11 protein-coding genes are annotated in these 13291 nt (G+C 66.5%); 5 read left to right on the forward strand and 6 right to left on the reverse strand.

The window, feature by feature from the left end:
* Window positions 1-39 precede the first annotated feature (39 nt).
* Together VN634_05220 and VN634_05225 are read right to left on the reverse strand one after the other, a co-directional pair.
* Window positions 40-513, reverse strand: a complete 474-nt coding sequence (locus tag VN634_05220) for an Sbal_3080 family lipoprotein (protein ID HXC50265.1) — start codon at window positions 511-513, stop codon at window positions 40-42.
* Window positions 514-754: 241 nt separating this feature from the next.
* Window positions 755-1684, reverse strand: a complete 930-nt coding sequence (locus tag VN634_05225) for an alpha/beta hydrolase (GenBank protein ID HXC50266.1) — start codon at window positions 1682-1684, stop codon at window positions 755-757.
* A gap of 140 nt (window positions 1685-1824) precedes the next feature.
* On the opposite strand from VN634_05225, the gene VN634_05230 reads away from it, so the two are divergent.
* Together VN634_05230 and VN634_05235 are read left to right on the forward strand one after the other, a co-directional pair.
* On the forward strand, window positions 1825-2223 hold the full coding sequence (locus VN634_05230; protein HXC50267.1) for an MAPEG family protein: 399 nt from the start codon (window positions 1825-1827) through the stop codon (window positions 2221-2223).
* Between the two features lie 614 nt (window positions 2224-2837).
* Window positions 2838-4781: an HNH endonuclease signature motif containing protein gene (locus tag VN634_05235; GenBank protein ID HXC50268.1), complete on the forward strand. Its 1944-nt coding sequence runs from the start codon at window positions 2838-2840 to the stop codon at window positions 4779-4781.
* A 3-nt stretch (window positions 4782-4784) separates the two neighbouring features.
* Here VN634_05235 and VN634_05240 read toward each other — a convergent pair whose 3' ends face one another.
* The 4 genes from VN634_05240 to thiS form a co-directional block, all read right to left on the reverse strand.
* On the reverse strand, window positions 4785-7658 hold the full coding sequence (locus VN634_05240; GenBank protein ID HXC50269.1) for a helicase C-terminal domain-containing protein: 2874 nt from the start codon (window positions 7656-7658) through the stop codon (window positions 4785-4787).
* Window positions 7659-7749: 91 nt separating this feature from the next.
* Window positions 7750-8382 carry a thiamine phosphate synthase gene (thiE, locus tag VN634_05245; GenBank protein HXC50270.1) on the reverse strand — a complete coding sequence of 211 codons (633 nt, stop codon included), beginning with the start codon at window positions 8380-8382 and terminating at the stop codon, window positions 7750-7752.
* 29 nt (window positions 8383-8411) lie between these two features.
* The gene (locus VN634_05250; protein ID HXC50271.1) at window positions 8412-9242 is read right to left on the reverse strand and encodes a thiazole synthase; all 831 of its coding nucleotides are present in this window, start codon (window positions 9240-9242) and stop codon (window positions 8412-8414) included.
* Window positions 9243-9244: 2 nt separating this feature from the next.
* Window positions 9245-9445 (reverse strand): sulfur carrier protein ThiS, encoded by a 201-nt coding sequence (gene thiS, locus VN634_05255; protein HXC50272.1) that lies wholly within the window; start codon window positions 9443-9445, stop codon window positions 9245-9247.
* Window positions 9446-9508: 63 nt separating this feature from the next.
* Here thiS and alr point away from each other — a divergent pair, with 63 nt between their 5' ends.
* The 3 genes from alr to purD form a co-directional block, all read left to right on the forward strand.
* Window positions 9509-10732 (forward strand): alanine racemase, encoded by a 1224-nt coding sequence (gene alr, locus VN634_05260; GenBank protein ID HXC50273.1) that lies wholly within the window; start codon window positions 9509-9511, stop codon window positions 10730-10732.
* 47 nt (window positions 10733-10779) lie between these two features.
* Window positions 10780-12387 carry a bifunctional phosphoribosylaminoimidazolecarboxamide formyltransferase/IMP cyclohydrolase gene (gene purH, locus VN634_05265; protein ID HXC50274.1) on the forward strand — a complete coding sequence of 536 codons (1608 nt, stop codon included), beginning with the start codon at window positions 10780-10782 and terminating at the stop codon, window positions 12385-12387.
* Between the two features lie 45 nt (window positions 12388-12432).
* Window positions 12433-13291, forward strand: an 859-nt coding sequence (gene purD, locus VN634_05270; GenBank protein HXC50275.1) for a phosphoribosylamine--glycine ligase, incomplete at its 3' end; no start/stop codon positions are given.

A 13291-nucleotide genomic window follows, 5' to 3' on the forward strand; every position in this document is an offset into this window, starting at 1 on the left:
GCAAATGCTGGCAGCGGCGCTCGCTGGTGCAGGTCGCTTCTAAAGAGTGCTGACAGCGGCGCTCGGCGGTGCAGGGTATTCGACCAGCAGCTGGTCCATGACCGGCTTCATCTTGGTTGCCGTACCTTCGTACTTCGTCAACGCGTACCCGCCGCCGCCGCGCAGATGGTATTCGGCATAGGCGATCTGTCGGCCGTCGCGCCGCATCCAGATCTCCGCTTTCACCAGGTACGTAACAATGTCCCAGCTCTGTCGCGCCGTATACGTGACGACGACGTCGCAATTCTCGGGTTTGGTTCCCGTGAAGGTTTCCGACGTAAATCCGTGGCGCTGGAAACCACCGATCAGCGTGTTGAGGAAGTCGCGAACGATCACGGCCGGATTCTCCGCGATACAGACATGGCTCACGGGAACCTCGCTGCGCGGGAGCGCTTCTACGTGGATCGCTGTGCAGCCGGCGAGGAACGCCAGCGCAACGGACGTGGGTAACGCGCAGGATCGAAATGTCGTCATCGGGATCTCCGTCGCAGAAGTCTGGCTCGCGGCGATTTGTGCATGGCCGGCTGAGTTGCGGCAATCGCGGTGTGCGGCAGGTGAGCGCTGTCACGTTGCAGCCCTGGTCCTCCTGCAAGGATTGCCGGCGCAGGAAGATCGAGAAAAGGCGCTCGCCGCACCTCGTCCTGCATCGTGCGGTGAATCGATCTCGCCGTAGCTTTTTAGGATCCAGCCGCGCGGCGAATCTCGCCGTTGCTTTCTAGGATCCGGCCGCGCGCTGAATCACTTCCGTTACGGCCGCCGGCTGCTCGACCTGCACATAGTGCCCGCTCGGTGAGACGAGCGTGAGGTTCCCGTGCGCCACTTCGCGCTGAAGCCGTTCGGCCTGCGCGCTGCGTGCAGCGTCGTCGCGTTGCGCGACGATGTACACGGGGACGTCGATCTCGGCGTAGTGCGGGCTGAGCAGCGCAAGCTCCGCCGTCGAATCCCAATGCTCGTTGGCCATGGCATGAACGACCTTCGGCTCCGAGTAGATGGGCGCGCGGACAGACAGAAAGTTTTCGGGCGGCGCTCCGGCCTTGAACTCGGCTGGAATCGACTCGCGCACTTTGCCTTCGGTCGTGCCGCGCACCATGCGCGCCATGCCGACGCCGAACGCCGGTAAACGCAGGAAGCGGAACAGCGGATTGACTGCGCGTATCGACGTGTAGGCCGCGCTGTCGAGGATCACCAGTGCTGCCACGCGCGGCGACTTCATTTCACCGAGTGCGAGTGCGGTGGCGCCGCCGTAGGAATGCCCGACGACGATCGTATTGGTGAGTCCGAGTTTTTCGATCAGCGCGAGCGCGACGCGCGCGTTGTCTCGAATCGAATAGTTGCCGGTGTCGCCACTGAAGCCCTGGCCCGGCCGGTCGTAGCGCGTCACGCGGAACGACGTTCGAAGGTCACGGGCCTGCGCGTCGAAGTCCTCGAGGATGCCGGGCGAGCCGTGGATCATCAGGATGTCGCGGCCGCTGCCTTCCTGCACGACGCGCAACGGGATACCAGCGACGTCCACGTAGCTGCCGGCGAAACCGGACGGGATGGCGGCCTGGGGACGGTACACCATGCCGGCAATGCTGACGGCGACGCCGAGGAGAACCACGATCAGCAGAACGGCAGAAACGATGCGGATTGCGATCCGTTTCATTCCGTTACCCACGTCACTTCGCCCGCACCTGCCATGCGTACTCTCATCGGCCGATCATTGACTCGCGGGAGAGTTGAGGGAAGGAGCGTCTGTGCGAGTCGACCACGCCTGCTCCTCAACCTGACTCAAGGGGAACTTCGATGACTGGAATCACTGCGCTTTTGCTTTTTGCCGCATGGACGCTCCTGCTGATGTCGACGTTCGTCGGCTACCGCACCGCGATGGTGCTCGGCGGCCGCAAGGCCGATTCGTGGACGCGCGGCCAGAATTATGAAGTTCCGGGCTGGGTGCGTCGCGCCGAGCACGCGCACATGAATTGCGTCGAGAATCTGCCGATTGTCGCTGCGGTCGTACTGTCTGCTTACGTGCTCGGAAAGCCGGGAGTCGCGGACTGGGCGATGCCGTACGTGCTGGCCGCGCGTGTCGCGCAGAGCGCCGTGCATCTCGCCGGCGTGAATCACTGGCTGGTGCAGGCGCGCGCTGCGTTCTTTACCGTGCAGGTGGCGCTCGTCGTTTATATGATTGTGGCGCTGATTTGAGCGGCGCTCGGTAGCGTCTCAGCGCCGGGACCGACAGTTGCGTCGATCCTGTTGAGGTGCGGACCCGGCGTTTCGGGCTTGGCGTTCGGCATCGCGGTCACGTTCCTGCTCGCGCTGGTCATTCGCCCTCGGCGATTGCGTTGCGGCTTTCGCGTTGGTTGTTCGCGCTCGTCGCTCGTCGCTCGTCGCTAATCGCTAATCGCTAATCGCTAATCGCTAATCGTCGCTAATCGTCGCTCATCGTTCGGTCATCGTTCGGTCATCGTTCGGTCGTTCGTCGTTCGTCGTTCGTCGTTCGCGCGCGTTCCGTTCGAGGCTGGCATCATCGCCATTCAGCCTCCGACTGGCTTCCTGTGTGCAGAGCCGGCGTCACGAAATATGACATTTCCAGCATGAAATAAGCCATTTTTGTCTTGCCGGGCTTGTGGATATTTGCTATTTGTTCGCCTGTGATCACAGGCGGTTCCCAAGCAGAATCTGGCGTTGATCTTTCCTTGCCCGGCGACTCCGCAATGGCGTGGTCCGACCAATTGCGACATCCGGACCGTCGCCATGCCGACTCTTTTTTGGCGCGGCAGTTCGAAACGATCTCGGACAATGAAGGTTCGCCAACGATGGCCGTGCCCGCTCGACCGGGTCCGCAGTCGATCTCCCCACTCGACGTCGTTCGGCAGGAACTCCTCGATCCGCCCGACCGTCCGATTCGCGGCGGCTCGCGCACCGATGCGGGCGTAGTTCTCGATCAGCAGCTCGTTGTGCTGGCGGGCATGGAAAGCCGCTGCCGCCTTGTCATCGCACGCCTCGCACTCCGGCTGATGAACGCGCGATCGTGGCGGCGACTCGGCTTCGTGCGTTTGTCGGACTACGCTCGCGAGCGCATTGGCGTTTCCTCCCGTACGCTCGAAGAGGATGCCCGCGTTGTGCGTACGCTCGATCGACTGCCGCGCCTTTGTTCAGCGCTCGAGGCGGGCTTGCTCGGCTGGACGAAGGTCCGGATGCTCGTACGGGTCGCGACCACGCAAAACGAGGAAGCGCTTCTGCATCAGGCGCTGACGCTTCCGACGCGCGAGCTCGAGGAATTTGTTCGAACGTTCGCAGCGGAGGAGCAGGTCGAAGCTGCTGATGAGCACAGTTGTGATGTACCGGCGCGGCCCGCGGACGATGCAATTTCAGCATCCGCACCATTCGATCAGCTTCCCGACCCTGCCGACGAGAGCGACCCTGAAATCCGCTGGAGCATCAATGTCTCGCGAACCGGGCGCCGGCTCTGGCGCGCGGTGCGCGAGGCCGCCAGCCGAGTTGCGGGATCGCCCCTGTCGCCCGCGCAGGTGCTGGAGCTCGTGGCTGCCGAGGCGGCCAGCGGATCGCCAAACGAGTTCGTCGGTGCCGATGCCAAGTGGTCGCCGAGCTTCGACGACCACCAGCGCCGCCTCCTTGCTCTTCAGCGTTCGGACGAAGCCCGCGGCCGCCGCACGCTATTTGCCTATCTCGCGGAAACCGGTGTTGCGGAAGGCTTCCCGTGGCTCGCACCGGCAACCTACGATGCCGGGCCCGCTGCCTGTCTGGAAAAGCTGACCGAAGATCTCGAAACCGCCGATGCATTCGAGCTCGATCGCCGGCTGCGCGACGCGCATCGCGCCATGCAGCGCATCGACTACCAGATGGGCGCGCTGCTGCGCATCGGCGTGGACCGCCGGTTGTTCCGCGAGATCGGCTTCGCCACCGTCAAGCTTTACGTGGAATCACGGCTCGGCTGCTCGGCGCGCAAGGTCTGGAGCCTGATCGCGATCGAACGCGAGACATGGCGTTCATGCGAACAGCTTCGCGCGGCGTGGCGCGACGGCGAGATTTCTCATCTCGCCGCATGCACGATCCTGCCGGTAGTCGGCCCGCACTACGGCGAGCAATGGATCCGCCGCGCACGCGAAGTCACGCTTCGCCGCCTTGCCGAAGAAGTCGCGTGGGCGCTCGAATTCGGCGAGCGTGCATCCACGTCGGGTCGGCCGGCTCCGCCGCCGCTTCACGCCGACCTTAAGATCGATGGTCTCGCCGGCGTGACCGTCGATGAAGTGCAAATGCGTGCGCATGGCGAAGACATCCCGCGCCTCAAGCTGCCCGGCGAAGAAGTCCGGATCGCGTTTTCGCTTCCGGTTTCGGTTGCCGCGCTCGTCGAATCGATGCTCTTCCAGGTCAATGGCGGCCGCGGCGCGCGCGGGCGGGCATTCGAACGCATGATCGCGCGAGCGCTTCTCGAGTGGACCTCGGCGCCGCGGCACCGCGACCCGGTCTTCGAGCGCGACGGGTGGCGATGCACGGTGCCGGGCTGCAGCTCGCGCCGGAACCTGCACGATCATCACGTCAAGTTCCGCTCTGCGGGCGGGAGCAACGCGCGCGGCAATCGTACGACGGTGTGCGCGGCGCACCATCTGCATGGGATTCACGCGGGAATCGTCCAGGCGAGCGGGCTCGCGCCGCACGACATTACATGGGAGCTCGGCTGCCGCCCCGGCGAACCGCCGCTGATGCGACTGCACGGGGACCGCTATGTGACCGCGTGAGATTTATTCCGCGCGCAGCGCATTGCTGCGGCGCAGGAAGTCCTCGACGACGGCATCGAGGTCGTCGAGGCGCACCAGGTGATGCCTCGCGCCCGGCGGCAGCGACGCGATCACGCGGCGGAAGTACGGCTTGTCCGCGCGCGGCTCGACGAGAACGATGATCCCGCGATCGGTCGGCGTGCGGATGAGCCGCCCCATCATCTGCTTGAGGCGCAGCAGCATGCGCGGGATCTGGTAATCACCGAACACCCGGCTGCCGCGCCCGAACAGCACTTCCGAGCGAAGCTGCAGCAGCGGATCGCCCGGCACGTCGAACGGAAGCTTCTCGATCACGACGGCCTGGCACGCGTCGCCGGGAATATCGATGCCCTGCCAGAACGCGCGCGAGCCGAGCAGCACCGAGCGCGGATTGTCCATGAACGTGCGTACGAGCTCGTGCGGATCGCTGTTGCCCGCGGCCGGCGTCGCCACTGCAATCCCTTCGGCAGCCAGCTGCCCGGCCAGAAGATCGGCAACGCGAATCATGCGGTCACGGCTCGTGAACAGCCCGAGCGACCGGCCGTCGAGGCGGCGTGCGATGACCGACAGCGTGCGCGTCATGCGATCGACGAGCGCGGCCTGGTCGGTGGCGTCCTGGATGAAGATCACTTCGAGGTTGCGCGCGTAATCGAACGGGCTCGGGATCGCCGGCGCGACGCGATAACGGCTGCCAGCATGCTCGTGCAGCTTGAGCTCGCGAAGTGCACCGTCTTCCTCGTCGGCGACGGCAAGCGTTGCGGAGGTCGCGAACATGGTTTCGGCCTGCTCGAGCACGTGCTCGCGAAAGTCGTCGCCGGGCAGCACGGGAGTCGCAACGAAACGCCACGAGATCGGCGTCGTCCTCGCAAGCCCGCGGATGCGGAACACGTACATGTCGGACTTCGGGTACGGCAGCGCATGCTCGAGAACCGAGCCGGCTTCTTCGAGGACCTCGCGCATCCTCGCACGATTGCTCTCGTCGCCTTCATCGTCTCCGCCCTGGAAGCGGCCGGCGAGCGAACGCAGCGCGCGCGCGAGCTCGAGCCCGGCATCGGTCAGCTCCTTCCATTCGTTTCCCGGCCCGCTGCGCGGAATGAGCAGCTCGTCGCGGCCGAACTGGAACGCAACCTCTTCGTTGTCGGCGCGCACGATGTGCCGCGCGGTCTCGCCGACCATCGACACGAGCGTGAGCGCGCGCCGCGCCAGCAGCTGGGTTTCGTCGTCGTCGGCAAGCGGCGGCGCGCCGCGCAGGCCGAGGATTTCTTCCAGCCGGTGCGCGAGCTCGATGCCTTCGGCGCTTCGCGCGTACGCGTTGTCGGCTTTTTCGACGAGCTCGTGGGCCTCGTCGAAGATCAGGTGCCGAAGCGGCGGATAGTCCGGCGGCCAGCGCAGCAGCAGGTCGTGATTGACGACGGCAATCTCGGCGGCTTCGAGCCGGTGACGCGCGGAGCGGAACACGCAGTGGCCGCCGGTGGTCTCGCAGCTCTGCCTGCGGCATTCGTCGGCGTCCGCACTCGTCACCTCGCGCGCGAAGCGCTCGAACGACGGGTTGAGCTGGTAGAGCACGGTCGGGATGCGGTCGATCTCGCCGTGCGCGGCGCTGCTCGAAAACGCCGCGATCAGCGCGGACGCGAAGCCTTCCTCGGGATCCATCGTCGCGCCGCCGGCCTGCCGCGCGGTCAGGAAACGGTCGAGCCGGCGCCGGCACACGTAGTTCGCGCGCCCTTTCATCACGCTGTAGCGAAGATCCGGATATCCGAGCATCGCGGCAGCCGCGGGAATGTCCTTTTCGAGAAGCTGCGTCTGCAGCAGCTTGCTCGAGGTGGAGATCACCACCTGCTGGCCGGTGTGCCGCGCAAACGGAATCGCTGCGGCAAGATACGCAAGCGTCTTGCCGATGCCGGTGCCGGCCTCTCCGACCACGACGTTCCGGCCGCCGACGGCAGCGAAGCAGTCGAACACATGCTCGAAGAACTGGATCTGGCCCGGCCGCTTTTCGTAGCCGGGAAGCACGCGGCGGACATTGTCGACGTCGAGAAGGCGTGCGGAGATGGCTTCCTTCGAAAACGGCACCGGATCGAGCACGACGTCCGGAACGACGGGCACCAGACCGTCGCTGACGTCGCTGGTGAACTCGTACCCGACCGAATTCTCGAGGCGCACGCGCCACGCGGACGTCGGATGGAAGTGCGTCAGCGCGGCGACGGCGTTGGCTCCGGCGGGCGAGCCGCCGCGCGACTCGGCGAGCATGCAGACGAGCACGCGCAGCATGTCGAGGGCGTCGTCGAGCGCGCGGTGGCGCTCGCCGCGCCCGAGCCCGCGCCGGCAGAACGTATCGAGCTTCATGTTCGCGCTGTCCGGATAGACGAGCGCGAGGATCTCGACGGTGTCGAGGAACGGATGCGACGCGAAGCGCGGATGCACGGCCTGGCGCAGCCAGCTCTTTTCGAATGCGGCGTTGTGTGCGACCACCGGCGCGTCGCCGATGAAACGGTCGAGCGCGGCGGCAACTTCGACGAGCGGCGGCGCGGTCTGCACGTCGCGCTGCGTGATTCCGGTAAGCCGCTTGATGAACGGCGACAGCTCCTGGCCGGTATGGATCAGCGTATTGAAGATCCGCGCGCGCTGGCCGCCGGTTTCGATGCGGATCGCGCCGGCTTCGATCAGCTCGTCGAGCTTGGGGTCAAGGCCGGTAGCCTCGAAGTCGAGGAAGCACAGCGGCCCGCTCGCGACCACCGGCTCGAGCAGCGCCATGTCGATGCCGAGGCGCTCGACGTCGACGGTGAACTCGAACGGCCCGTGCGCCTGCTCGAGCGGCAACTCTTCGTGCAGTGCGTAGAGCTGGCTGCGATCGAGCATCGCGGGTGACTACACGAGCATTCGGCCGGAGGCTACCGCAGGTCCGGTGCGCTGCTGCATCAGACGCCGTGCGTCACGTCGAAACCGTCGCTCATCCCGCTTTGCCGATAAAATCCCGCGCCGCTCGTTCGACGTCGTCCGAATCCCAGATCGCTCCGATCACGGCGACGGCGTCGGCGCCGTGCTCGCGGCAGTCGCGTACGCGTCCCGCGGTGATTCCACCGACGGCCACCAGCGGAATGCCGACGCTGTGCGCGGCATCCGACGCAGCGGAGAGCTCGCGCGTTCCCTTCGGCTGGCCATACGCGCGTTTCGACGCGGTCTCGAACACCGGACCGTACTGCACGGCGCAAGGAGGGTCGCCTTTCATCGCGGCGATCGCATCGGCCGAATGAACGGACCGCGCGATCCATGCTTGCTCTCCGAGCAGGCGGCGCGCGTCGGCCACCGGCATGCCGTCTTCCGGCAGATGGACACCATCGGCTTCGCTCGCGAGCGCAATGTCGACGCGATCGTTGACGACAAAAAGGCCGCCGCTCTCACGCAGCATCGGCGCGACGAGCATCGCCGCGGCGTAAAGCTCGCTCGCGGGCCTCGCCTTGGCGCGAAGCTGCACCCAGCGGATTCCGCCGGCGAGCGCCGCGGCTACGCGCGAACGCAGATCGTCGAGGTCGGTCCACGCTCCAGTGATGAGCTGAACGGGAGGATCGGGCAGGGCGAGCATGCGAATCGGCGCGTTGCCGCCGGCGGCAATCAGCCGATCAGGTCGGCGAGTGGAGACGATGCGCTCGCATGAAGCTTCTTGGCGATGCGTCCCGCAAGAAACGCGGCGCGACCGGCTTCGACGCCGAGCTTCATGGCCCTGGCCATGAGGATCGGGTCGCGTGCGCCGGCGATGGCCGTGTTCATCAGCACCGCATCGCATCCGAGCTCGAGCGCGTAAGCGGCGTCCGAAGCGGTGCCGACGCCGGCATCGACGATCACCGGCACGCGGCTCTGCTCGATGATGATGCGGATGTTGTACGGATTGCGAATCCCGAGACCGGAACCGATCGGCGCAGCCAGCGGCATGACGGCAACGCACCCGGCCTCTTCGAGGCGCTTGCACGCGACCGGGTCGTCGGTCACGTACGGCAGCACGTCGAAACCTTCCTTGACGAGGATGCGCGCGGCTTCGATCGTCGCGGGCACGTCGGGAAACAAAGTCTTCTCGTCGCCGATGACCTCGAGCTTGACGAGCTTGCCGATGCCGGCCTCGCGCGCGAGCCGGCACGTGCGGATCGCATCTTCGGCGGTGTAGCAGCCGGCGGTGTTCGGAAGGATCGTGAAACGCTTCGGATCGACGAAGTCGAGCAGGTTCGGTTTGGTCGGGTCGGTGATGTTCACGCGCCGCACGGCCACGGTGACGATCTCGGCGCCCGAAGTCTCGATCGCGATGCGGGTCTGCTCGAAGTCGGCGTACTTGCCGGTGCCGACCAGAAGCCGCGAGCGGTAGCTGCGACCGGCCAGGACCAGAGAATCTTCGCTGTCCGTAGTCGCGGTTTCGCCCGGGCTCCTCGACTGACTCTGCACAGGTGCTCCCACGGTCATCCTCCACCGACGAAGTGCACGATCTCGACGACGTCGTTGTCGGCCAGGCACGCGGAATTCCAGCCGGATGCGGGAACGACTTCCCGGTTGCGCTCGACGGCGACGCGGCGCCCGCCGAGACCGAGCGAGTCGACGAGACCGGCGATCGTGATTCCGTCGGCGACGTCCTTGTCTTCGCCGTTGATCCGCAGACGCATCGGTTCCTGCTAGCTTCACAGGTGCGGTTTTACAACCGGGGGTCGCCTTTGGTACCACGCCGCGTGGCCGTCGTCGCGGCTCCCGTCGGAGCGTCATCCGGAACTTCTTCTACTCGCATCGAGCGAGTTTCTGCGTCCGAAATTCCAGTTTCCGCGCACCCGGTCGCGCATGCGTCGTCGACACCGTCGGCGCAGATCGATGCCGGCGCGCTTGCGCACAACTACGGTGAGGTGACTCGCCTCGTCGGCGGCGGCACCGGCGTCATCGCGATGATCAAGTCGGATGCGTACGGGCACGGCGCGCCGCTGTGTGCATCGATCCTCGCACGTGCGGGTTGCAGCCGCTTCGGCGTCGCAACCATCGACGAAGCGATCGAGATCCAGCCGGTGCTCCAGCAGGCAACCGGCTCGCAGCGCGCGCGCATCGTCGTGCTTGGCGGTGTGCTCGCCGGCGAAGCGGCGGCAGCCGTCGATGCCGGCATCGAGGTGACCACGCAGGAGATCGACGTGGTGCGCGCCATCGGAGCCTCTGCGGCGGCCAGCGGCAGCGAAGCGCTGGTGCACGTCAAGATCGATACCGGCATGCATCGGCTCGGCATCGCGCCGGAAGACGCGGTGGACTTCGTGCGCGCGGCGAGCGCGGTGCGCGGCGTGCGCGTGGTCGCGATCTGTTCGCATTTTGCGCAGGCCGAATCGGTCACCGGCGAAGTCACGGCCGGGCAGCTCGAGGCAATGCTCGGCGCCGATCGCGCACTGCGTGAAGCCGGATTCGCGCTCGAGCGCCACCTCGCCAACAGCGCCGCGATCCTTTCCCGGCCCGACGCGCATCTGGATGTGGTACGGCCGGGCATCATGCTCTACGGCGTTGCGCCCGATCCGGCGCTGCGCGGCCGCGCCGATCTGAGGCCCGTGATGACGCTCGTCGCACGCGTGATCCGCGTTGCCGACGTTCCGCGCGGCGACGGCATCGGATACGGGCACACGTTCCGCACGTCGCGTCCGACACGCCTTGCGACGGTCCGCTTCGGATACGCCGACGGCTATCCGCGCTGCCTCGGCAATCTCGCCGTTGCGTCGGTTGCCGGCACGCGCGTTCCGCTCGTCGGCAGGATCTGCATGGATCACGCGATGTTCGACGTGACCGACGCGCCGCCGGTGTCCGTCGGCGACGAAGTTACGCTGTGGGGCGACGATCCGCGCGTCGAAGAGATCGCATCGCTCGCCGACACCATTGCCTATGAGCTGCTCGCGAGAGTGGGGCGCCGCGTGCGCCGGGAGACCAAATGAGCTCTGCTTCCACCGCTTCCACCGCAAAATGCGAAAGGGTCGAGGACATGCGCGAGACACAACCTGTAAAGACGGCGCTGCTCAGCGTCAGCGACAAGACCGGTCTCGTCGAGTTTGCCAAAGGGCTCTCGTCGCTTGGCGTCAAGATCCTGTCGACCGGCGGCACCGCCAAGGCACTGCGCGAAGCCGGCCTCGCGGTCGTCGACGTCAGCGAGCACACCGGCTCGCCGGAGATTCTCGACGGCCGCGTCAAGACGCTGCATCCGAAAGTCCACGGCGGAATTCTCGGACGGCGCGGCGAGCCGTCGCACGTACGCCAGATGGAAGAGCACGCAATCGAGCCGATCGACCTGGTCTGCGTGAACCTCTACCCGTTCGCCGACGTCACGGCGCGCGGCTGCAGCTACGAGGAAGCGGTCGAGAACATCGACATCGGCGGGCCGTCGATGGTGCGCTCGGCGGCCAAGAACCACGAGAGCGTCGTCGTCGTGACCGACCCGGCCGACTACGAGCTGGTGCTCGACGAGCTCCGCCGCACCGGCACGACGTCGATCGAGCGGCGCAAGCTGCTTGCACGCAAGGCGTATCGCGCGACCGCGGCCTACGACGGGATGATCGCCGACTGGTTCGGTCGCGATGCGCTCGCCGGCGCGGCAGGCGCCTCCGGAGAACAGGCCAAAGCCGCCGAGTTCGGCGAGACGATGCATCACCAGTGGCATCTGGTGCAGAACCTGCGCTACGGCGAGAATCCGCACCAGCGCGCGGCGTTCTACCGCGCGCCGCGCATTGACGGGCCGTCGATCGCGACGGCACGCGTGCTGCAGGGAAAAGAGCTCTCCTACAACAACATCGTCGATGCCGACGCGGCGCTACAGCTCGTCATGGAGTTCGACGAGCCGGTCTGCGTCGCGATCAAGCATACGAACCCGTGCGGGGTCGCGGTCGGAACGAACGCGCTCGACTGCTTCGTCAAGGCGCGCCGCTGCGATCCGGTCTCGATCTTCGGCGGAATCGTCGGGTTCAACCGCGAGGTCGACCTTGCTGCGGCCGAGGCGATGAAGGACGTGTTCCTGGAGATCGTGCTCGCGCCGTCGTTCACCAAAGAGGCGCTCGAGCTGTTCGGCAGCACCAAGAAGCTGCAGGCGGTGCGCGTGCTGGCGGTCGACGCGCGGCAGAAAGGCGGAGCCGACTCGCCCGACCTGAAGCGCGTGCTCGGCGGCCTTCTCGTACAGACGCGCGACCTCGAGCCGTCGGATGCGGCCGCGTGCAAGGTCGCGACGAGGCGCGCGCCGACCGACGCCGAGCTTCGCGCGCTCAACTTCGCGTGGAAGATCTGCAAGCACGCCAAGTCGAACACGATCGTGCTCGCGCACGAAGACCACGTGGTCGGCGTCGGCGCCGGCCAGATGAGCCGCGTCGATTCGGCGCGGCTGGCGGTCGCCCGCGCGAGAGAGCATGGCCTCGTGCTCGAAGGCTCGGTCTGCGCGTCGGATGCATTCTTTCCGTTTCGCGACGGTCTCGACGTGGTTGCGGCCGCCGGCGCAACGGCTGTCATCCAGCCGGGAGGAAGCCTTCGCGACGCCGAGGTGGTCGCTGCCGCCGACGAGCACGGGATGGCGATGGTCATGACAGGGGTCCGGCATTTCCGGCACTGACCGCACCGACTCCGGATCCGCCCGAAGCATCACAAGGAAAATGCGATGAAAGTCCTCGTCATCGGCAGTGGCGGACGCGAGCATGCGCTGGTCTGGAAGATCGCGAACGATCGGCGCCGGCCGCGCGTCTATGCGGCGCCCGGCTCGGCCGCGATTGCCGGCCTCGCCGAAATCGTCGCGATCGATCCGTCCGACCTCGAAGCGCTCGCGCGTTTTGCAGAAAGCGAGAGCATCGATCTGACGATCGTCGGTCCCGAAGGGCCGCTCGCGGCCGGCATCGTGGACGAATTCCGCGCGCGGGGTCTTCGCATCTTCGGGCCTGACCGGCGCGGCGCCGAGCTCGAGGCGTCCAAGGCGTTCACGAAGCGGCTGCTGCTCGATGCGGGCGTTCCGACTGCCGACTACGGCGAATTCGAAGAAGCGGCGCCCGCGCGCGAATGCGCGCGCCGCCTCGGCTTTCCGGTGGTCGTCAAAGCCGACGGGCTCGCGGCCGGAAAAGGCGTGATCATCTGCGCGGACGCGGCCGAAGCCGATCGCGCGATCGACGGCATGCTCGAAGGCGGCGACTTCGGCGCCGCCGGCCGGCGCGTCGTGGTCGAGGAGTTCCTGGTCGGCGAAGAAGCATCGTTCATGGCCATCACCGACGGCATAACCGCGCTGCCGCTCGCATCGTCGCAGGATCACAAGGCGGTCTTCGACGGCGACGCGGGGCCGAACACCGGTGGCATGGGTGCGTACTCGCCGGCGCCGTGCGTGACGCCGCAGATTCACGACGAGATCATGCGCCGCGTGATCGAGCCGACGGTGCGAACGCTTGCCGCGCGCGGCATCGACTACCGCGGCGTTCTGTATGCCGGCATCATGCTGACCGCATCCGGCCCGAAAGTGCTCGAATACAACGTCC

Source organism: Candidatus Limnocylindrales bacterium, from assembly GCA_035571835.1.
In the GTDB taxonomy this organism is placed as follows: Bacteria; Desulfobacterota; Binatia; order UBA1149; family CAITLU01; genus DATNBU01.